We start from the raw sequence: 20,873 nt of genomic DNA, 5'->3' as shown, positions 1-20,873 counted from the left end.
TGCAATGGATCTCGTGTACGCGCTCGAAGAACCGCTCAAGAACGCGCTCGGCTCCGCCACCGCGAAGGTGATGGCCGAGCACCTCGGCCTGCACACCGTCGGCGATCTGCTCCACCACTATCCGCGCAGATACGAGGAGCGCGGCCAGCTCACCCACCTCGCCGACCTCCCGATGGACGAGCACGTCACGGTGGTCGCCCAGGTCGCCGACGCCCGCCTGCACACCTTCGCCTCCGCCAAGGCCCCCCGGGGCAAGGGCCAGCGACTCGAAGTCACGATCACCGACGGCAGCGGCCGCCTCCAGCTCGTCTTCTTCGGCAACGGCGTGCACAAGCCCCACAAGGAGCTCCTCCCCGGCACCCGCGCCCTCTTCGCCGGCAAGGTCTCCGTCTTCAACCGCCGCCTCCAGCTCGCCCACCCGGCCTACGAGCTCCTGCGCGGCGACGATGTCTCGGAGACGGTCGACACCTGGGCCGGCGCCCTCATCCCGCTCTACCCGGCCACGGCCAAGCTGGAGTCCTGGAAGATCGCCAAGGCGGTCCAGACGGTCCTGCCGAGCGCCCAGGAGGCCATGGACCCGCTGCCGCCCTCCCTCCGGGACGGCCGAGGCCTGGTCCCCCTCCCCGAAGCCCTCCTGAAGATCCACCGCCCCCACACGAAGGCCGACATCGAGGGCGCCCGCAGCCGCCTCAAGTGGGACGAGGCCTTCGTCCTCCAGGTCGCCCTGGCCCGCCGCCGCCACGCCGACGCCCAACTCCCCGCCGTGGCCCGCAGACCCACCCCCGACGGCCTCCTCACCACCTTCGACGCCCGCCTCCCCTTCACCCTCACCGAGGGCCAACTGAAGGTTTCCAAGGAGATCTTCGACGACCTGGCGACGGAGCATCCGATGCACCGGCTGCTCCAGGGAGAGGTCGGCAGCGGAAAGACGCTGGTGGCCCTCCGCGCCATGCTCGCCGTGGTCGACGCGGGCGGACAGGCCGCCATGCTGGCGCCCACCGAAGTGCTCGCGCAGCAGCATCACCGGTCGGTCACCGAGATGATGGGTGAGTTGGCGGAGGGCGGCATGCTGGGCGGGGCCGAGACCGCCACCAAGGTCGTGCTGCTCACCGGATCCATGGGCACGGCCGCCCGCCGCCAGGCCCTGCTCGACCTGGTCACCGGTGAGGCCGGGATCGTGATCGGCACACACGCGCTGATCGAGGACAAGGTGCAGTTCCACGACCTGGGTCTGGTCGTGGTGGACGAGCAGCACCGCTTCGGCGTCGAGCAGCGCGACGCCCTGCGCGGCAAGGGCAAGCAGCCGCCCCACCTCCTCGTCATGACGGCCACCCCCATCCCGCGCACGGTCGCCATGACGGTCTTCGGCGATCTGGAGACCTCGGTCCTCGACCAGCTTCCGGCCGGCCGCTCACCGATCGCGAGCCATGTCGTCCCGGCCGCCGACAAGCCCCACTTCCTGGCCCGCGCCTGGGAGCGGGTGCGGGAGGAGGTCGGCAACGGCCACCAGGCGTACGTCGTCTGCCCCCGCATCGGCGACGAGGACGACGACCCGAAGAAGTCCGGCAAGAAGAAGTCCCCCGAGGACGAGGCCGAGAAGCGCCCGCCGCTCGCCGTGCTCGACGTGGCCGACCAACTGGCCAAGGGCCCCCTCCAGGGGCTCAAGGTCGAGGTCCTGCACGGCCGCATGCACCCCGACGACAAGGACGCGGTCATGCGCCGCTTCGCCGCCGGCGAGACGCATGTCCTGGTCGCCACGACGGTCATCGAGGTCGGCGTGAACGTCCCGAACGCCACGGCCATGGTGATCATGGACGCCGACCGCTTCGGCGTCTCCCAGCTGCACCAGCTGCGCGGCCGCGTCGGCCGTGGCTCGGCCGCCGGACTCTGCCTCCTCGTCACCGAGATGCCCGAGGCGAGCGCGGCCCGCCAGCGCCTGAACTCCGTCGCCTCCACCCTCGACGGCTTCGAACTCTCCCGCATCGACCTCGAACAACGCCGCGAGGGCGACGTCCTCGGCCAGGCCCAGTCCGGCGCGCGCACCAGCCTGCGGATGCTGGCGGTCATCGAGGACGAGGAGATCATCGCCGAGGCGAGAGAGGAAGCGGCGGCCGTGGTGGCGGCCGACCCGGAGCTGGAGCACCTCCCCGGCCTACGCACGGCCCTGGACGCCTTGCTGGACGAGGAGAGGGAGCAGTACTTGGACAAGGGGTAAGAGAGCAGCCGCCGTTTTGAGGGGCGCGGGGCTGTGTCGATATGAGGTTCCGCCCCGTGGGCGCGACCGACCACCACGGACCCGCAGCCGCCCATGGCGATCAAGAGGCACCCCATCAGGCGCCCCTCTCCGACGACAGGCGCACCCCCCACCCGACGCCTGCCAAACTGGACCCCATATCCGCCCCCTCCCACAAGGACCCCAGATGACCCGCGTGATCGCCGGCGCAGCCGGCGGACGCCGCCTCGCCGTCCCGCCGGGGACCGGCACCCGCCCCACCTCCGACCGCGCACGCGAGGGCCTCTTCTCCACCTGGCAGGCCCTCCTCGGCGGCCCCCTGGACGGCGAGCGCGTCCTCGACCTGTACGCGGGCTCCGGCGCGGTCGGCCTGGAGGCCCTCTCCCGCGGCGCCGGGCACGCCCTCCTCGTCGAGGCGGACGCCCGCGCGGCCCGCGTCGTCCGGGAGAACGTGAAGAATCTCGGCCTCCCCGGCGCCGAGGTGAGGGCGGGCAAAGCGGAACAGATCATCCGCACACCGGCGTCGGCCGAGCCGTACGACCTCGTCTTCCTGGACCCGCCGTACGCCGTCTCGGACGACGATCTTCGGGAGATCCTGCTCACACTCCGTGCGGAGGGCTGGCTCGCCGGGGAAGCCCTCGTCACCGTGGAGCGCAGCACCAGAGGCGGAGAATTCCGGTGGCCCACCGGTTTCGAGGCGATCAGGGCCCGTCGCTACGGCGAGGGAACGTTTTGGTACGGTCGCGCCGCCTCTACGTGCGAAGACGCACGATGACCGGACCGGAGAGCGAGGGATTCCAAGTGCGCCGCGCCGTCTGTCCCGGGTCATTCGACCCGATCACCAACGGACACCTCGACATCATTGGCCGAGCCTCCAAGCTGTACGACGAGGTCTACGTCGCGGTGATGATCAACAAGTCCAAGAAGGGCCTGTTCGAGGTGGACGAGCGGATCGAGCTGATCCGCCAGGTAACCGCCGAGTACGAGAACGTACGGGTCGAGGCCTTCCACGGCCTGCTCGTCGACTTCTGCAAGCAGCGCGACATCCCCGCCATCGTCAAGGGCCTGCGCGCGGTCAGCGACTTCGACTACGAGCTGCAGATGGCCCAGATGAACATCGGCCTGTCGGGCATCGAGACGCTCTTCGTGCCGACCAACCCCACCTACAGCTTCCTGTCCTCCTCGCTGGTCAAGGAGGTCGCGACCTGGGGCGGCGACGTCTCCCACCTGGTGCCGTCGCTGGTCCTCGAAGCCCTGAACGAGCGCCTCGCAAGAGACTGAGTCCCTGCCCCGGGCAACGGCGCGCTCACCCCGATCTGACAATTCGCCACCGGGTGTCCGGCGGTCGTCGGCTGGCCGTACAGTCGGTGCGACCGTCTCCAACACAGCTGTAGAGAGTGGCGAGCACACGGTGGACGTCCAGAAGAAGCTCGACGAGATCGTCTCGGTGGTCTCCGGCGCCCGGGGCATGCCCATGTCGGCCTCCTGCGTGGTCAACCGCGCCGAACTGCTCGCCATGCTGGAGGAGGTGCGCGCGGCGCTGCCCGACTCCCTCGCCCAGGCGCAGGAGCTGATCGGCGACCGCGAGCACATGGTCGAGCGGGCCCGTCTGGAGGCCGAGCGGATCATCGAGAACGCGCACGCAGAGCGCGGCTCCCTGATCTCCGACACCGAGGTCGCCCGCCGCTCCCAGAACGAGGCCGACCGCATTCTCACCGAGGCCCGCCAGGAGGCCGAGGAGGTCCGCGCCGAGGCCGACGACTACGTCGACTCCAAGCTCGCCAACTTCGAGGTCGTCCTCACCAAGACCCTCGGCTCGGTCGGCCGCGGTCGCGAGAAGCTCCTCGGCACCGGCCCCGGCCTCGACGAGCAGGGCTACGAGGACGAGGACGCCCCCGAGCGCAGCCACGACCCCGAGACCCTGCGCCGCGACGCCGACACCTATGTGGACGCCAAGCTCGGCGCCTTCGAGGCGGTCCTCGCCAAGACCCTGGAGGCCGTCGGCCGGGGCCGCCAGAAGCTCCACGGCCGCATCGCCACCGACGACCTCGGCGCCCTCGCCCTGCACGACGACGGCACCTCCCCGCAGCCCACCAGCGACGCCGACTACCTCGCCGACCTCGCGGCCCTCACGGAGACCCCCGCCGCCCCGGTCCAGCAGTCGTACGGGCAGGACGCGTACCAGGCGACGGCGTACCAGCAGCAGGACCAGTACGGCTACCAGCAGCAGTACGCCCAGCCCCAGCAGGCGGCCGACCCCTACGGGTACCAGCAGGCCGACCCGTACGCGGCGGGCTACCCGCAGCAGCCGTCGTACGACCCGAACCAGGGCCACCAGGAGCAGCAGGGGCACCAGGGGCATCACGGGTACGCGCAGGCCGAGGACAACGCCCTCGACGAGACCAGTCTCTTCGACACGACCATGATCACCGCGGAGCAGCTGCGCCGCTACGAACAGGGTCGCTGACAGCGGATTGGGCCGAGAGCGGAAGGTCCAGTATCCTGGCTCTTCGGTCGCGCGTGCGTTCATGCTGTCCTGCGTTCACGCGGTATGCGGAAGATGCCCGCGATCGAGCGCTGCCCGGAACACCGGGGGGCAGTGCCCTCCCTCCAGCAGTGAAGACCGAAAGCAGAAATGGCTTTGAACGCCCGCCTCGACCACCGCAACCCTCTCGTGTTCGACACGCACGAGCTGGGCCGGCGGCCCGGCGCGCTGCAGCGCCTGACGCGTACGGTCGACACTCCGGGGGACTTCGGTGTCCAGGGAGTCATCGGAGTGCCGGAAGGCGCCCCGCTGGATCTCGAACTCCGTCTGGAGTCGGTCATGGAAGGTGTGCTCGTCACAGGCACCGCCCGTGCACGGGCCGCAGGGGAGTGCGTAAGGTGTCTGGAGCCGCTGGAGCTGCCGCTCGAAGCGGACTTCCAGGAGATGTTCTCGTACCCTGACGCCGACGACCGGGGCCGCGTGAAGGCGGAGCCGGCCGACGACGCCGAGGAAGACGAGGACAGGCTCTTCATCGAGGACGGCCTGTTCGACCTCGAACCCGTGCTGCGTGATGCGGTGGTGCTCGCACTGCCGATGCAGCCGGTGTGCCAGGAAGACTGCCCCGGCCTGTGCTCCGAGTGCGGAGCGCGGCTCGCGGACGACCCGGCCCACCACCACGACGCCGTCGACATCCGTTGGGCGGCACTGCAGGGACTCGCCGGTTCACTCGAAGATGGCGAGAAGGACGAGATGAGTGGCGAAGCGCCTCGATCGGCGCCCGCCAACGAGAAGCAGGAGAAGTAGCCGTGGCTGTTCCGAAGCGGAAGATGTCGCGCAGCAACACGCGCCACCGCCGGTCGCAGTGGAAGGCTGCGGTCCCCACCCTGGTTGCGTGCGAGCGCTGCCACGAGCCCAAGCTGCAGCACATCGCGTGCCCGTCGTGCGGCACCTACAACAAGCGCCAGGTCCTCGAGGTCTGAGCGGGCTGGTGAGAGGCACCATGTCTGACGCCAAGAAGAACGCTCTCCGTGCAAACGGAGGTAACCCGTCGGCGGACAGCACGGCCTCGTCCCACACGCTTCTGGAAGGGCGGCTCGGGTACAAGCTCGAGTCCGCCCTTCTGGTGCGCGCGCTGACCCACCGTTCGTACGCGTACGAGAACGGCGGCCTGCCCACCAACGAGCGCCTGGAGTTCCTCGGGGACTCCGTCCTCGGCCTCGTGGTCACGGACACGCTGTACAACACCCACCCCGACCTGCCCGAAGGCCAGCTGGCCAAGTTGCGGGCCGCGGTGGTCAACTCGCGTGCGCTGGCGGAGGTGGGCCGTGGGCTCGACCTCGGCTCCTTCATCCGGCTCGGCCGCGGTGAAGAGGGCACGGGCGGCCGGGACAAGGCGTCCATCCTCGCCGACACCCTCGAAGCGGTGATCGGCGCCGTCTATCTCGACCAGGGCCTCGACGCCGCGTCCGAACTGGTACACCGCCTGTTCGACCCGCTGATCGAGAAGTCCTCGAACCTCGGTGCCGGCCTGGACTGGAAGACCAGCCTCCAGGAGCTCACCGCGACCGAAGGGCTCGGCGTCCCCGAGTACCTGGTCACGGAGACCGGCCCGGACCACGAGAAGACCTTCACCGCTGCCGCCCGCGTCGGAGGCGTCTCGTACGGCACCGGCACCGGCCGCAGCAAGAAGGAAGCGGAGCAGCAGGCGGCCGAGTCCGCCTGGCGTGCGATCCGCTCCGCGGCGGACGAGCGCGCGAAGCAGGAAGCCGCGACGGCCGCCGAGGCCGAGGCCCCCGACACCTCGTCGGACACGGCCCCGGCCTGACCCTCCGCACATGCCGTGAAACCCCTGTCGGACTCCCGTCCGGTGGGGGTTTCGGTATGCGGAGGTCAGGCCACGGCCGAGCGGCCCCGGCGCCGGAAGGGGAACAGGGTGGCGGAGCCGGACCGAATCTCAGGACCGTTCGCGAGCGCGGAGCCACGTCGGAGCACGGCCCCGGCCGACGACGGCACGGTGACGAACCGCCTGACGGGAACCGTCATCGGCGGTCACAGCCTGCAGATCGGCAAGGTCGTCGGCGATGTCCTGGTGGTGACGCCGTCCGGCGCGGTGCCCCGGGCGAGCCGCGGGCCGGAGCCGATCCGGGTGCGGGACGCCGATCCGTTCCGGCTCGGAGTGCACCGGCCCATCCGGCTCACCGGCCCGGCCACACCGCCCCTGCCCGGCTATGTACCGCGTGACCTGGACGTTCCCGGACACGGCGGACTGCGCGAGCTGATCGGGCGGGCAGCCGACCGCAGCGGGTTCGTCCTGCTGGTCGGCGGCTCCTCCGTGGGCAAGACGCGCTCGCTGTACGAGGCGGTCCTGGACCGAGTGCCCGACTGGCCGCTGCTGCACCCGGCCGACGCGGAACAGGTCGAACGGCTCCTCGAACTCCCGCCCGGGCCGCTGGTGCTCTGGCTGGACGAACTCCAGAACCATCTGGCCGGCGAGCACGGCCTCACCGCGGCCACCCTGCGCGCCCTGATGGCACCGCCCCGCCAGGTCCTGGTCGTGGCGACGCTCTGGCCGGGCTACTACGACGCGTACACGGCACCGCACACCTCACCCAAGGAAGACGACCGCTACCGCACCGAGCGGGACCTGCTCAAGCTGGCCGAGGTCGTCCATGTGCCGACGGGCCTCACGGCCGCCGAGCGGGAGCGGGCCCGGCAGATCGCGGTCACGGACGAGCGGCTCCGCACGGCCCTCGCGTCGACGGACTTCGGCCTGACCCAGGTCATCGCGGGCGCCCCGCAGCTGGTCCACCGCTGGGAGAGCGCCGACCCCTGTGCGCGAGCGGTACTGGCCGCGGCCGCGGATCTGACCGTCCTCGGTGCGCGGTCCGCGCTCCCCGAGGCCCTGCTGCGGTCGGCGGTCCCGGGCTACTGCACACCCGCCGAACGCGCCGCGGCGCCCGCCGACTGGTTCGAACAGGCCCTGGCGTACGTCACGCGGGAACTCCTCGGTGCCACGGCACCCCTGCGCCCCGCGAGTGACGGCCAGGAGATGGGCCGCCCGGACGGCTACCGCATGGCGGACTACCTCGTACAGCACATCGGCCGCGAGCGGCGGGCCACGCCCCCGCCGCAGTCCTTCTGGGACGCGTGCGCGGAGCACCTGCGCGACCCGGCGGACGCCCGTCGGCTCGGCACCTCCGCGGTCGCCCGGCAGCGCTTCGCCGTGGCCGTACCGCTGCTGCGCAGGGCCGTGGAGGCGGGCTCGGCGTCCGCGACACAGGAGCTGGGCACCCTCTTCCGGACGATGGGCGACCAGCTGGGCGCCGAGGAGATGGCGCACCTGTTGTCCACCTCCGAGCACCCCGACGCCCCGCTGTACCGGACCGTCCTCGCGGGCTGGGACTTCGAGGAGATCCTCGACCTGGCCGAGGCCGGAAACGAGTACGCCGTCAGCCATCTCATCGAGTACGGCGATCCACAACTGGCGATCTCCCTGCTGATCGAGGAGATCGAGCCCGGCGACCTCTGGTCCTATAAGCGGCTCGCCGAGCTCTTCCACGACGAGGGCGATGACGAACGGGCCATCCCCATCCTGGAGATGCTCGTGGAGAAGGAGTACGACGACGCGATCTCCTTCCTGGCCGAACTCCTCCAGCGGAGCGGGCGGCTGGACCGGCTGTGGGAGCTGACCGACGAGGGGTACTTCGCGGCGGCGTACTTCCTGGCCGACGCACTCCACGAGAAGGGGCGGACCGACGAGGCGCTGGACGTCCTCGAAGAGTTCGCCGGCGAGGGATACCGGGACATCGACTCCCTGCTGGCCCGGCTCCTCGTGGAGCGGGGCGACTTCGACGCCTTGCTCGAACGCGCCGAGGACGGTGACGTGGACGCGGCCGTCGAAGCCGCCGAGTGGCTCCGGTCGCGCGGCGAAGCCGACCGGGCGGTGGCCCTGTTGACGCCCCTGGCCGACGCCGGTGAGGTCTACGCGGCCTCCTCGCTCGCCGGGCTGCTGCGCCGGACCACGGACGAGGCCCGGCTGCGGGCACGGGCCTCGGCCGGAGACGAATGGGCGGCCCGCGAACTCGTCCGACTCCTCCTCGCCCGGGGCGAGTTCGACGAGGCGATACGCCACGGCACGGACAGCCGGACCCACTCGGACATCGTCGACGCCCTCGTGGCGCACGGCGACGTGGACGGGGCCGTGCGGTTCCTCATGGAGAGGTCCGACGGCGACTCGCGCCTGCGTGATCTGCTCAGGGAACACGGCCGCGTCGACGACTTGCGCATCCTGATCGACCGAGGCGACCGTTTCGCTGCCGACGCCCTCGCCGACGTCCTGGCAGCCCAGGGCAAGGAGGCCGAGGCCCGCTCCCTGCGCACCCGCGGCCTCACCTCCGACGGCCACCTCACCGACACCCCCTGACCACCCGGTACGCTGCCGACGTCACCCGCCCAGCCGCTTCCCGGAGGACCCCGTGCCCGAACTTCCCGAGGTCGAGGTCGTACGACGTGGCCTTGAGCGCTGGGTGGCGCACCGGACCGTCGCCGACGTCGAGGTGCTGCACCCGCGCGCGATCCGGCGGCATCTCGCCGGCCCCGACGACTTCGCGCACCGGCTCAAGGGGCACCGGATCGGGGAGCCGAGCCGGCGCGGGAAGTACCTGTGGCTGCCCGTGGAGGACACCGGCATCGCGGTCCTCGCCCACCTCGGCATGAGCGGCCAGCTGCTGGTCCAGCCGCAGGACGCGGCCGACGAGAAGCACCTGCGGATCCGCGTACGGTTCGCCGACGACCTCGGCACCGAACTGCGGTTCGTGGACCAACGCACCTTCGGCGGGCTCTCGTTGCACGACACCACCCCCGACGGACTGCCCGACGTCATCGCGCACATCGCCCGTGACCCCCTCGACCCGCTCTTCGACGACGAGGCCTTCCACCAGGCGCTGCGCCGGAAGCGCACGACCATCAAACGGGCCCTGCTCGACCAGTCGTTGATCAGCGGTGTCGGCAACATCTACGCCGACGAGGCGCTCTGGCGCTCACGCGTCCACTACGAACGCCCCACCGCCGGGTTCACCCGCCCGCGCACGGCCGAACTCCTGGGCCATGTACGAGACGTCATGAACGCCGCCCTCGCCGTGGGCGGCACGAGCTTCGACAGTCTCTACGTCAACGTCAACGGCGAATCGGGGTACTTCGACCGGTCGCTCGACGCGTACGGACGGGAGGGGCTGCCCTGCCGGCGCTGTGCCACGCCGATGCGGCGGCGGCCCTGGATGAACCGGTCCAGCTACTACTGCCCGAAGTGTCAGCGGGCGCCGCGGGCCTCGTCGTAACGCTCGCGGGCCTGGAGCACGTCCTCCATGCGGTCCTCCACGCACGCGATGAGGGATCGCAGACGCTCGGAGACCTCGCGGCCGAGCGGGGTGAGCGTGTACTCGACACGCGGCGGGTTGGTGGGCTGGGCCTCGCGGTGCACCAGGCCGTCGCGCTCCAGGGCGTGCAGGGTCTGGGAGAGCATCTTCTCGCTGACGCCGTCGACGCGGCGGCGCAGTTCGTTGAAGCGGAGCGTGCCCTGGTGGAGTGCGCCCATCGTGAGCACGCCCCAGCGGCCCGTGACGTGCTCCAGGGTGCCCCGCGAGGGACAGTTCCTGGCGAACACGTCGAAGGACAGGTCCTCGAATCTCTGCACGGCTTCCGCGTCCGCGGAGGCCTGCGCGGGCGTCACGGCGGTCTGCGCGGCTGAATCCATACCTCGAGCATACTTCGGCACAGCGCTAACCAGAAGGGTGCACTAACTTCTGGTTAGCGACTGAGGGGCTTCCCGTCGGCTCAGTAGCCGAAGTCCTGCGTCCACCAAGGCCCGCCGTCGGCCATGTACACACCTACGCCGAGGGTCTTGAAGTCGCAGTTCAGGATGTTCGCCTTGTGGCCGGGGCTGTTCATCCAGGCTTCCATGACCGCCTCGGCGGTGGCCTGGCCCCGGGCTATGTTCTCGCCGCCGAGACCGGTGATCCCGAGCGTGGCCGCGCGGTCCCACGGGTCGTCGCCGTCGGGGTCGGTGTGGTCGAAGAAACCGCGGGTGGCCATGTCCTTGCTGAACGTCTCCGCCAGCTTCGCCAGCGAGCTGTTCGCCGCGACCGGGCTGCAGCCGGCCTTGGCCCGCTCCTCGTTGACCAGCTTCAGGACCTGGGCCTCGGCCGCCGTCTCCGCGGAGACCTCGATCGGGGCGACGGTCTCCTTCTCCTTGGTGGGCTTGGCGGAGGGCTTCTTGCCGTTGTTCTGCTTCGAGCCCGAGTTGCCCTTCTTCTCCTTCTCGGGCTTCTTCGACGGCTCGGCAGATTCGGACGGGCCGGTCGACGGCGAGGCCTCGCGCTCGGCGTCCCGGCTCGTGGACTCGTCCTCGCGCTCCTGCGCGGCGCCGTCCGTACCGCCCTGCTGGGTGGCCGCGCCCGTCGGGGAACCGGCCGGCACCACGGTGTCGGAACTGTTGCCCCCGCTGACCGTGTACTTGTCGCCGCCCGGCAGCACTCCGGTGGCCACCGCGGCCGTACCGATGGCGACGGCGGCGGACACGCCGAGCAGGCCGGTCTTGACGGGCGTCACGGCCTTCTTCTTGCGGCGGCGCGAGCGCCCTCCGCGTGCGGCCTGGGCATCGGCTTCCAGGACTGCGGCGAACCCGTACAGGTTCTCGGGGCCGTAGTCCTCCGGGGCGATGCTGTTCGTGACCCCGGCGGCGCGGCCACTGGCGGCGCGGCCGGCGGCGTGGCGTCGGTGGCGTCCCATTTCCTGGCCTTCCTCGTCCCTAGCGGTGGTCCCGCTGTCAACGTTGTGATCAACGTCTTCACGAATCTCACACTAAGGAGTGAGTTTCATATGAGATTCATTGGGTGGGGACGGTACAGCATGGCGGGTGGGGAGGGTGAGCCCCAGGAGACATTGGCCCGTTAGCGTGCAGCCATGAGTGACGACGTACGGCTGGTCGCGTGGGTGCGCGGACAGGTGCAAGGTGTGGGTTTCCGCTGGTTCACCAGGGCCAGGGCGCTGGAGATCGGCGAGCTGAGTGGCTTTGCTCTCAATTTGGCCGACGGACGGGTTCAGGTGGTCGCGGAGGGCCCGCGAGGCGCGTGCGAGGGCCTGCTGGAGTGGCTCCAGAGTGACGACACGCCCGGGCGCGTGGACGGTGTCACCGAGATCTGGGACACACCGCGCGGGGGTTATGAGGGGTTCGCCATCCGCTGACCCGGTTCTGCGGATCGGGGCGGAGAGAGCGGAGGGTCACGCCACTGGCATATGCCGGAAGCATGCACAAAGTGGAAACGTGCTGGTGGTTGCCAAGACGGGCTTGTCGTGGCAGGCTCCGCGACAAGGATGATCCCCTCACCCCGAGGGCCCCGCAGCAGTCGTAGCGCCGCCCTTGTGAGGGCTTGGCCGTGCCGGGACGCCACCAATACGGGGCGTGATCGTGTTGACCGTCAAACTTTTTGGTGAGACGCTGAAAGCCCCGCGCACCTTAGCTGTTTGGCATGGTTGAACGGCAGCGGAAACTCAACAGTGCCAAGCATCGCGGGTGCGATTCCCTCACGACCCACACCGCTTCGGTCGGTCACTCAGTGTGGAGGACCATCCATCATGGCAAAGGCGCTTCTCGGTTACGTCGGCGGCTCCGACCCGCGACTTCTCGCCGAGATGCGACGGCTCCAGCAGCGCGTCCAGGACCTGGAATCCGAGCTCGGACGAATCCAGGCGGAGAACGACGCGCTGACGGCTGCCGCTTCTCACGACTCGCTCATGGAGCTCGACGCACGCCAGGCGGAGCCTGCGCTCACCTGATCACTGCATCGCAGCAATCGCACCACGACAGCAGTGGTTGGGCTGCTCGTATCAACCGCTAAGTTGTCAGATCTGCAAGGGGCGCCTTCTGGGCGTCCCTTTTTCTTTCCCCCGCGATGTCCCCGTCGTCCCCGGCCCCCGCCGTCCCCCTGTCGGCTTCGAGTCCTCGGCCCCGTGGCCCGGTACGCCCTCACTCTCTTTAACGTCTGATGTGCCCTGCACGTTCATGGGTGAAACCGCGGGAAACCGTGCGTTCATGGAGTGAGATGGACGCGGGAGGTAGAGTCCGGCGGCGTGCACCTCAAGGCCCTGACCCTCCGCGGGTTCAAATCGTTCGCCTCGGCGACCACACTGCGGTTCGAGCCGGGCATCACCTGTGTCGTGGGTCCCAACGGCTCGGGCAAATCCAATGTCGTGGACGCGCTCAGCTGGGTCATGGGCGAGCAGGGCGCCAAGTCACTGCGCGGCGGCAAGATGGAGGACGTCATCTTCGCCGGCACCACCGGCCGCCCGCCGCTCGGCCGCGCCGAGGTGTCCCTGACCATCGACAACTCCGACGGCGCCCTGCCGATCGAGTACGCCGAGGTCACGATCACCCGGATCATGTTCCGCAACGGCGGCAGCGAGTACCAGATCAACGGCGACACCTGCCGTCTGCTCGACATCCAGGAACTGCTGTCCGACTCCGGCATCGGCCGCGAGATGCACGTCATCGTCGGCCAGGGCCAGCTCGACTCCGTTCTGCACGCCGACCCCATGGGCCGCCGCGCCTTCATCGAGGAGGCCGCCGGCGTCCTCAAGCACCGCAAGCGCAAGGAGAAGGCGCTCAGAAAACTCGACGCGATGCAGGCCAACCTCGCCCGCGTCCAGGACCTCACGGACGAGCTGCGCCGCCAGCTCAAACCCCTGGGCCGCCAGGCCGCGGTCGCGAGAAGGGCCGCCGTCATCCAGGCGGACCTGCGGGACGCCCGCCTCAGACTGCTGGCCGACGATCTCGTACGACTCCGCCAGGCGCTCCAGAACGAGGTCGCCGACGAGGCCGCGCTGAAGGAGCGCAAGGAGGCCGCCGAGGCCGAGCTGCGCAAGGCGCTCCAGCGGGAGGCACTCCTGGAGGACGAGGTACGCCGCCTCACCCCACGCCTCCAGCGCGCCCAGCAGACCTGGTACGAGCTGTCGCAGCTCGCCGAGCGCGTACGCGGCACGATCTCCCTGGCCGAGGCCCGCGTGAAGAGCGCCACCTCCACGCCCCCCGAGGAGCGGCGCGGCCGCGACCCCGAGGACATGGAGCGCGAGGCCGCTCGCATCCGCGAACAGGAGGCCGAGCTGGAGGCGGCTCTGGAGGCGGCCGAGCGGGCCCTGGAGGACACGGTCGCGCACCGGGCCGACCTGGAGCGCGAGCTGGCGGTCGAGGAGCGCCGGCTCAAGGACGTCGCCCGCTCCATCGCCGACCGCCGCGAGAGCCTCGCCCGCCTGGGCGGCCAGGTCAACGCCGCCCGCTCCCGCGCGGCCTCCGCCAGAGCCGAGATCGACCGCCTCGCCGCCGCCCGCGACGAGGCGCAGGAACGTGCCGTCACGGCTCAGGAGGAGTACGAGGCGCTGAAGGCCGAGGTCGACGGCCTCGACGCGGGCGACGCCGACCTGGCCGAGCAGCACGAGGCGGCCAAGCGGGCCCTCGCCGAGGCCGAGGCCGCCCTCACCGCCGCCCGCGAGGCCACCACCACCGCCGAACGCCGGCGCGCCGCGACCCAGGCCCGCCACGAGGCGCTGTCGCTCGGCCTGCGCCGCAAGGACGGCACTGGGGCGCTGCTGAGCGCGAAGGACCGGCTGGGCGGATTGCTGGGCCCGGCCGCGGAACTGCTGACCGTGACCCCGGGCCACGAGGTCGCCCTGGCCGCAGCCTTCGGTGCCGCGGCGGACGCCATCGCGGTCACGACCCCGGCCTCGGCGGCGGAAGCGATCCGCCTGCTGCGCAAACAGGACGCCGGACGGGCCGCCCTGCTGCTGGCGGGGGCGCCGGAGGGGCCGGCCGGTGAGCGCCTGGGGGTCGTGGGCTCGGGCCGGGGAGACGCCTCGGACGCCGCCGGTGCCGAGGCCGCCCGAGCGGAGCGAGGCGCCGAGGACGCCGAAGGCGGGAGCAGGATACGAGGCATCGGCGGGTGGGGCGAGGCGGCCGACGAGAGCGGCCGTATCGCCGGGGCGAACCCGGCCGGCATGATCCGCGGTGGTGAGCCGGGCGCCGCATTCGGCGGCGCACAGGACGCTTCCGGCAGCGCGGGGCCGGATGACGCGGGCGCCCCGGCGCGCGACGGGAACGGCGTCGGTGCCCCTGGCATCGCGAGACCGGCAGACCCGGGCGCCCTCGCGCACGAGGCGGGTGATCCCGGCGCCCCGGACGGATCGCGAGCCACTGCCACCGCAGTGCAGGCCGGCTCGCACGGAGACGGGCCCGCCCACCAGAACGCTCACCGCGACGAGCGGCTCCCCATCTCGGCGGACCCCGCGGCCGTACGCGCCGCCGGCCCTCCCTTCGCCGCCGACCTCGTGCGAGGTCCCGCCGAACTCATGCCCGCCGTACGGCGGTTGCTGCGCGGCATCGTGGTCGTGGGCACCCTCGAAGACGCCGAGGATCTTGTCCACGCGCGCCCCGACCTCACCGCGGTGACCGCCGAAGGAGATCTGCTCGGGGCGCACTTCGCGCACGGCGGGTCGGCCGGGGCGCCGAGCCTGCTGGAGGTGCAGGCCTCCGTCGACGAGGCGGCGGCCGAGCTGGCGGAACTCGCCGTGCGGTGCGAGGCGTTGGCCGAGGCCCAGCAGGCGGCGGTCGAGGTGCGCCGCGGCCGGGCCGGACTCGTCGAGGAGCTGGGCGAGCGGCGCCGGGCGGCCGAGCGGGAGAAGTCGGCGGTCGCCCAGCAACTCGGGCGGCTGGCCGGGCAGGCGAGGGGCGCCGCGGGAGAGGCCGAGCGGTCCACCGCGGCGGCCGCACGGGCCCAGGAGGCGCTCGACAGGGCCGTGGAAGAAGCCGAGGAGCTGGCCGAACGGCTCGCCGTGGCCGAGGAGATGCCCGTCGAGGAGGAGCCCGACACCTCCGTACGGGATCGGCTGGCCGCCGACGGGGCCAACGCTCGGCAGACCGAGATGGAGGCCCGGCTCCAGGCGCGTACGCACGAGGAGCGGGTCAAGGGACTTGCGGGGCGCGCCGATTCGCTCGACCGGGCCGCACGCGCCGAGCGCGAGGCGCGGGCGCGGGCCGAGCAGCGCCGGGCCCGGCTGCGGCACGAGGCCGCCGTCGCGGAGGCCGTCGCGTCCGGCGCCCGGCAGCTCCTCACGCACGTCGACGTCTCCCTCGTACGCGCCGACGAGGAGCGCACCGCCGCAGAGACCGCCAAGGCGCGCCGGGAGCAGGAACTCACCCAGGCGCGGAGCGCGGGGCGTGACCTCAAGGCCGAGCTGGACAAGCTGACCGACTCCGTGCACCGGGGCGAGGTGCTCGGCGCCGAGAAGCGGATGCGGATCGAGCAGCTGGAGGCGAAGGCGCTGGAGGAGCTGGGCGTCGAACCGGCCGGGCTGGTGGCCGAGTACGGGCCCGACCAGCTCGTGCCGCCGTCGCCCCCGGCAGAGGGGGAGGAGCTGCCCGAGGACCCGGAACATCCCCGGAACCAGCCGAAGCAGTTCCACCGGGCCGAGCAGGAACGGCGGCTCAAGGCGGCCGAGCGGGCGTACCAGCAGCTCGGCAAGGTCAACCCGCTGGCGCTGGAGGAGTTCGCCGCGCTGGAGGAACGCCACAAGTTCCTCAGCGAGCAGCTGGAGGACCTGAAGAAGACCCGTGCCGATCTGCTTCAGGTGGTGAAGGAGGTCGACGAGCGCGTCGAGCAGGTCTTCACCGAGGCGTACCGGGACACGGCCCGGGAGTTCGAGGGTGTCTTCAGCCGGCTCTTCCCGGGCGGCGAGGGGCGGCTGCTCCTGACCGATCCCGACAACATGCTCACCACGGGTGTGGACGTCGAGGCGCGGCCACCCGGCAAGAAGGTCAAGCGGCTCTCGCTGCTCTCCGGTGGCGAGCGGTCGCTGACCGCCGTCGCGATGCTGGTGTCGATCTTCAAGGCGCGGCCCAGCCCCTTCTACGTCATGGACGAGGTCGAGGCCGCGCTCGACGACACCAACCTTCAGCGACTGATCCGGATCATGCAGGAGCTGCAGGAGGCCTCGCAGCTGATCGTGATCACCCACCAGAAGCGGACCATGGAGGTCGCCGACGCGCTGTACGGCGTATCCATGCAGGGTGACGGCGTGTCGAAGGTGATCAGCCAGCGGCTCCGCTGACGTGACCCGTTTCCATTCCTTCAAATCTTGAACACAGGATGCTTGCCGCCTTGCCTTTGTTGGCTCATATCCGCCTGTTGACTTCGAAAACTGAAGGCATAGTCTCGGGAACGTTGCTTTTACCTTCAGGTGGTGGTCGGCATGAGCCGTGTGCCACTGGGAAGGGTTCCCCCCACACCGGCGGCGTTGCCGGTGGCACGAGGAGTACACGTGACCAGAACAGCGCGGGCATCCGGCTCAGAAGTGCGGGAAGCTCATCCCGAGCATCTCTCCCATGTGATCTTCATCGCGGCGGCGGCCGCGATGGGCGGGTTCCTCTTCGGCTACGACAGTGCCGTCATCAACGGCGCCGTCGAAGCCATCAGACACCGCTACGACATCGGATCGGCGGCCCTGGCCCAGGTCATCGCCATCGCGCTGATCGGCTGTGCCATCGGCGCCGCCACCGCCGGCCGTATGGCCGACCGGATCGGCCGTATCCGCTGTATGCAGATCTCCGCCGTGCTGTTCACCATCAGCGCCCTCGGCTCCGCGCTCCCCTTCTCCCTGTACGACCTCGCCTTCTGGCGCATCGTCGGCGGCTTCGCCATCGGCATGGCCTCCGTGATCGGCCCCGCCTACATCGCCGAGGTCGCCCCCGCCGCGTACCGCGGACGACTCGGCTCCTTCCAGCAGGCCGCGATCGTCGTCGGCATCGCCATCTCCCAGCTCGTCAACTGGGGCATCCTGAACGCCGCCGACGGCGACCAGCGCGGTGAGCTGCTCGGGCTCGAGGCCTGGCAGGTCATGCTCGGCGTGATGGTGATCCCGGCCGTCCTCTACGGTCTGCTCTCCCTCGCGATCCCCGAGTCCCCGCGCTTTCTGATCTCCGTCGGCAGGGACGAGCGCGCCCGCGAGGTGCTCGCCGAGGTCGAGGGCGGGGACGTCGACCTGGACGCCCGGGTCGCCGAGATCGAACAGGCCATGAAGAGCGAGCACAAGTCGACGTTCAAGGATCTGCTCGGCGGTACCTGGTTCTTCAAGCCGATCGTCTGGATCGGTATCGGCCTGTCGGTCTTCCAGCAGTTCGTCGGCATCAACGTGGCGTTCTACTACTCCTCCACGCTGTGGCAGTCCGTCGGCGTCGACCCGGCGGGGTCGTTCTTCTACTCCTTCACGACCTCGATCATCAACATCGTCGGCACGGTGATCGCGATGATCTTCGTGGACCGCATCGGCCGCAGACCCCTCGCCCTCATCGGTTCCGTGGGCATGGCCCTCGGCCTGGCCCTGGAGGCCTGGGCCTTCTCCTTCGACCTCGTCGACGGCAAACTGCCGGCCACGCAGGGCTGGGTCGCCCTGGTCGCCGCCCATGTCTTCGTCCTCTTCTTCGCCCTCTCCTGGGGTGTCGTCGTCTGGGTCTTCCTCGGCGAGATGTTCCCGAACAGGATCCGCGCCGCCGCCCTGGGCGTGGCCGCCTCCGCACAGTGGATCGCCAACTGGGCCATCACCGCGAGCTTCCCGTCCCTGGCCGACTGGAACCTCTCGCTGACGTACGTGATCTACACCGTCTTCGCCGCGCTCTCCATCCCGTTCGTCCTCAGGTATGTGAAGGAGACGAAGGGCAAGACGCTGGAGGAGATGGGCTGATCGACGGATCGCGCCCCACCCCGGCTCGGCCTCAGCCGTCGAGCCGGGGCAGCACGCGCTCGCAGAACAGCCGCAGCCCCCGCCACCCCTCCTCCACCGGCATCCCGCCCACCAGCGGATGCAGTACGTAGTTGTCGAGCCCCAGCGCCACACACTGGTCCGGCGTGAGGATCCGGTACACCCCCTCGGCCCGCAGCTCCTCCACGGTCGCGGCCCCCGACCGCACGGCCGACCGCACACCGACGGACTGCCAGGAGGCGTACGTCCGCGCCTCGTGCAGGAAATGCCCGCCGTACGCGGCCCACGCCCGGTCCGGGTCCTCGGCGATGTGCAGCAGCGGGGTCTCGGCGGCGGGCATCATCGTCCAGCCCGCGGTGCCGTACTCGACGAGCCGCTCCTTGTAGTACGACTCCAGCTCGGGCAGATGCGCACTGGGGAAGAAGGGGAGCCCGAGGCGCGCCGCCCGCCGTGCCGCGGCCTTCGACGAACCGCCGACCAGCAGCAGCGGATGCGGCTCGGTGCCCGGGCGCGGGGTGACCCGGACGGTACGGCCCCGGTAGGCGAAAGGCTCACCGGTCCACGCCTTCAGCAGGGTCTCCAGCAGCTCGTCCTGCAGCCGCCCCCGGCCCTTCCAGTCGACGCCGGCCCGCTCGTACTCCGCCGGCCGGTATCCGATCCCGGCCACCGTCACCAGTCGGCCGCCGCTCAGCAGATCCAGCACGGCGATGTCCTCCGCCAGCCGCAGCGGGTCGTGCAGCGGGCCGATCACCGCCGACACCGTGACCGCGATACGCCGGGTGGCCCCGAACACCGCCCCCGCGAAGACGAACGGCGACGGCAGCCAGTTGTTCTCGACCCCGTGGTGCTCCTCCGTCTGCACCGTGCCGAGGCCCTGCTCATCGGCGTACGCGGCCATCTCGACGGCGGCCCGGTAGCGGGCCCGGAGAGAGGAGGGAGTGGCGTCGGGCTCGACCAGGTTGAAACGGACGACCGTGACGGGCATGGGGACCCCCTTCGGGCGGCTGTGGAGGGGGACGGTAGCTGACGGTTCGTCAAGTAACCAGAGTATTGAAGGGCAGCGTGCCCCCGTACGGCGATCGGACGCGACGCGGGGCGGTCCCGCATACTGGCCTTGTTATGGAACTCATCCTTGCTGTAGTCATCGCCGTGGTCGTGCTCGGCGTGCTGGGCGGGCTCGTCGTAGGCAGCCGCAGGAAGAAGCCGCTGCCCCCGGCGCCCCCCACGACACCCGACATCACCGCCCCTCCGGCCGAGCCGCACGTCGGCGACGAGGCCGAGACGCCGCGCGACGAACCGCGCAGAACGATCGAGGAGGTGGACCTCCCGGACGGCTCGGCGTCGGCACCCGTCGCCGAGGCGGAGCCCCTGGCCCCCGAGGCCCCCGCGATCGAGATCCCGGAGCCCACCGCCGGCCGGCTCGTACGGCTGCGCGCCCGGCTCTCCCGCTCGCAGAACGCGCTCGGCAAGGGGCTGCTCACGCTCCTCTCGCGCGAGCACCTCGACGAGGACACCTGGGAGGAGATCGAGGACACCCTCCTCACCGCCGACGTCGGCGTACAGCCCACCCAGGAACTGGTCGAGCGGCTGCGCGAACGCGTGAGGGTGCTCGGCACGCGGACCCCGGCCGAGCTGCGCGCCCTGCTGCGCGAGGAGCTGCTCACGATCCTCGTCCCCGAGTTCGACCGCACGGTCAACACCGACTCGCCGCTCGACACCCCGGGCATCGTCATGGTCGTCGGCGTCAACGGCACCGGCAAGACCACCACCACCGGCAAGCTCGCCCGCGTCCTCGTCGCCGACGGCAAGAACGTCGTCCTCGGCGCCGCCGACACCTTCCGCGCCGCCGCCGCCGACCAGCTGCACACCTGGGGCGAGCGCGTCGGCGCCCGTACCGTGCGCGGCCCCGAGGGCGGCGACCCGGCCTCCGTCGCCTTCGACGCCGTCAAGGAGGGCATCGAGGAGGGCGCCGACGTCGTCCTCATCGACACCGCGGGCCGGCTGCACACCAAGACCGGTCTCATGGACGAGCTCGGCAAGGTCAAGCGCGTCGTGGAGAAGCACGCGCCGCTGGACGAGATCCTGCTGGTCCTCGACGCCACCACCGGTCAGAACGGCCTGGTCCAGGCGCGCGTCTTCGCCGAGGTCGTCGACATCACCGGCATCGTGCTCACCAAGCTGGACGGCACCGCCAAGGGCGGCATCGTCATCGCCGTACAGCGTGAGCTGGGCGTACCGGTCAAGCTCATCGGCCTGGGAGAGGGCGCGGACGACCTCGCGCCGTTCGAGCCGGAGGCGTTCGTTGACGCCCTTATCGGAGACTGACCCCCTCCTGCGGAAAATCGTAGGTGCCCC

Annotated in this window: 17 protein-coding genes; 14 read left to right on the top strand and 3 right to left on the bottom strand. The window is 70.8% G+C overall.

The genetic code is table 11. The features are described 5' to 3' along the window. The first annotated feature begins 4 nt into the window (after positions 1-4). The 9 genes from recG (at position 5) to mutM (ending at position 10,054) form a co-directional block, all read left to right on the top strand. A complete protein-coding gene (gene recG / locus SGFS_RS19290) occupies positions 5-2,215 on the top strand; it encodes an ATP-dependent DNA helicase RecG (protein ID WP_286251926.1) in 2,211 nt (736 codons plus the stop codon). Between the two features lie 178 nt (positions 2,216-2,393). After that, on the top strand, positions 2,394-3,008 hold the full coding sequence (gene rsmD, locus SGFS_RS19285) for a 16S rRNA (guanine(966)-N(2))-methyltransferase RsmD (protein WP_286259977.1): 615 nt from the start codon (positions 2,394-2,396) through the stop codon (positions 3,006-3,008). Between the two features lie 26 nt (positions 3,009-3,034). Further along, positions 3,035-3,514, top strand: coding sequence for a pantetheine-phosphate adenylyltransferase (gene coaD / locus SGFS_RS19280; RefSeq protein WP_286259976.1), 480 nt, complete (start codon positions 3,035-3,037; stop codon positions 3,512-3,514). 130 nt (positions 3,515-3,644) lie between these two features. Beyond that, complete coding sequence (locus tag SGFS_RS19275; protein WP_286251925.1) at positions 3,645-4,700, top strand: ATP synthase subunit B family protein; 1,056 nt, start codon at positions 3,645-3,647, stop codon at positions 4,698-4,700. A gap of 168 nt (positions 4,701-4,868) precedes the next feature. After that, positions 4,869-5,522 carry a YceD family protein gene (locus SGFS_RS19270; RefSeq protein ID WP_286251923.1) on the top strand — a complete coding sequence of 218 codons (654 nt, stop codon included), beginning with the start codon at positions 4,869-4,871 and terminating at the stop codon, positions 5,520-5,522. A gap of 2 nt (positions 5,523-5,524) precedes the next feature. Further along, the gene (gene rpmF, locus SGFS_RS19265) at positions 5,525-5,698 is read left to right on the top strand and encodes a 50S ribosomal protein L32 (RefSeq protein ID WP_007493396.1); all 174 of its coding nucleotides are present in this window, start codon (positions 5,525-5,527) and stop codon (positions 5,696-5,698) included. A 20-nt stretch (positions 5,699-5,718) separates the two neighbouring features. Continuing rightward, complete coding sequence (gene rnc / locus SGFS_RS19260; protein WP_286251915.1) at positions 5,719-6,543, top strand: ribonuclease III; 825 nt, start codon at positions 5,719-5,721, stop codon at positions 6,541-6,543. 189 nt (positions 6,544-6,732) lie between these two features. Continuing rightward, positions 6,733-9,141 (top strand): tetratricopeptide repeat protein, encoded by a 2,409-nt coding sequence (locus tag SGFS_RS19255; RefSeq protein WP_286251913.1) that lies wholly within the window; start codon positions 6,733-6,735, stop codon positions 9,139-9,141. Between the two features lie 52 nt (positions 9,142-9,193). After that, positions 9,194-10,054, top strand: a complete 861-nt coding sequence (mutM, locus tag SGFS_RS19250; protein WP_286251912.1) for a bifunctional DNA-formamidopyrimidine glycosylase/DNA-(apurinic or apyrimidinic site) lyase — start codon at positions 9,194-9,196, stop codon at positions 10,052-10,054. On the opposite strand, the gene SGFS_RS19245 is transcribed toward mutM, so the two are convergent. Beyond that, positions 10,027-10,470 carry a winged helix-turn-helix transcriptional regulator gene (locus tag SGFS_RS19245; RefSeq protein ID WP_286251910.1) on the bottom strand — a complete coding sequence of 148 codons (444 nt, stop codon included), beginning with the start codon at positions 10,468-10,470 and terminating at the stop codon, positions 10,027-10,029. The genes mutM and SGFS_RS19245 overlap by 28 nt on opposite strands. An 80-nt stretch (positions 10,471-10,550) precedes the next feature. Then, entirely contained in the window at positions 10,551-11,504 is a 954-nt protein-coding gene (locus tag SGFS_RS19240) for a CAP domain-containing protein (protein WP_286251909.1), read from the bottom strand. Between the two features lie 174 nt (positions 11,505-11,678). On the opposite strand from SGFS_RS19240, the gene SGFS_RS19235 reads away from it, so the two are divergent. The 4 genes from SGFS_RS19235 (at position 11,679) to SGFS_RS19220 (ending at position 18,500) form a co-directional block, all read left to right on the top strand. Beyond that, positions 11,679-11,960, top strand: coding sequence for an acylphosphatase (locus tag SGFS_RS19235; protein ID WP_286251907.1), 282 nt, complete (start codon positions 11,679-11,681; stop codon positions 11,958-11,960). Between the two features lie 390 nt (positions 11,961-12,350). Continuing rightward, positions 12,351-12,551 carry a hypothetical protein gene (locus SGFS_RS19230; RefSeq protein WP_005479841.1) on the top strand — a complete coding sequence of 67 codons (201 nt, stop codon included), beginning with the start codon at positions 12,351-12,353 and terminating at the stop codon, positions 12,549-12,551. A gap of 294 nt (positions 12,552-12,845) precedes the next feature. Next, on the top strand, positions 12,846-16,871 hold the full coding sequence (locus SGFS_RS19225; RefSeq protein ID WP_286251905.1) for a chromosome segregation SMC family protein: 4,026 nt from the start codon (positions 12,846-12,848) through the stop codon (positions 16,869-16,871). 210 nt (positions 16,872-17,081) lie between these two features. Beyond that, on the top strand, positions 17,082-18,500 hold the full coding sequence (locus SGFS_RS19220; RefSeq protein ID WP_286251903.1) for a sugar porter family MFS transporter: 1,419 nt from the start codon (positions 17,082-17,084) through the stop codon (positions 18,498-18,500). 31 nt (positions 18,501-18,531) lie between these two features. Here SGFS_RS19220 and SGFS_RS19215 read toward each other — a convergent pair whose 3' ends face one another. After that, entirely contained in the window at positions 18,532-19,503 is a 972-nt protein-coding gene (locus SGFS_RS19215) for an LLM class flavin-dependent oxidoreductase (protein WP_286251901.1), read from the bottom strand. A gap of 134 nt (positions 19,504-19,637) precedes the next feature. Here SGFS_RS19215 and ftsY point away from each other — a divergent pair, with 134 nt between their 5' ends. After that, a complete protein-coding gene (ftsY, locus tag SGFS_RS19210; protein ID WP_286251899.1) occupies positions 19,638-20,843 on the top strand; it encodes a signal recognition particle-docking protein FtsY in 1,206 nt (401 codons plus the stop codon). Positions 20,844-20,873 lie beyond the last annotated feature (30 nt).

It is taken from the genome of Streptomyces graminofaciens (genome assembly GCF_030294945.1).
In the GTDB taxonomy this organism is placed as follows: domain Bacteria; phylum Actinomycetota; class Actinomycetes; order Streptomycetales; family Streptomycetaceae; genus Streptomyces; species Streptomyces graminofaciens.
The sequence above is the reverse complement of the archived record's forward strand: the minus strand, read 5'-3'. Positions and strand labels throughout refer to the sequence as shown.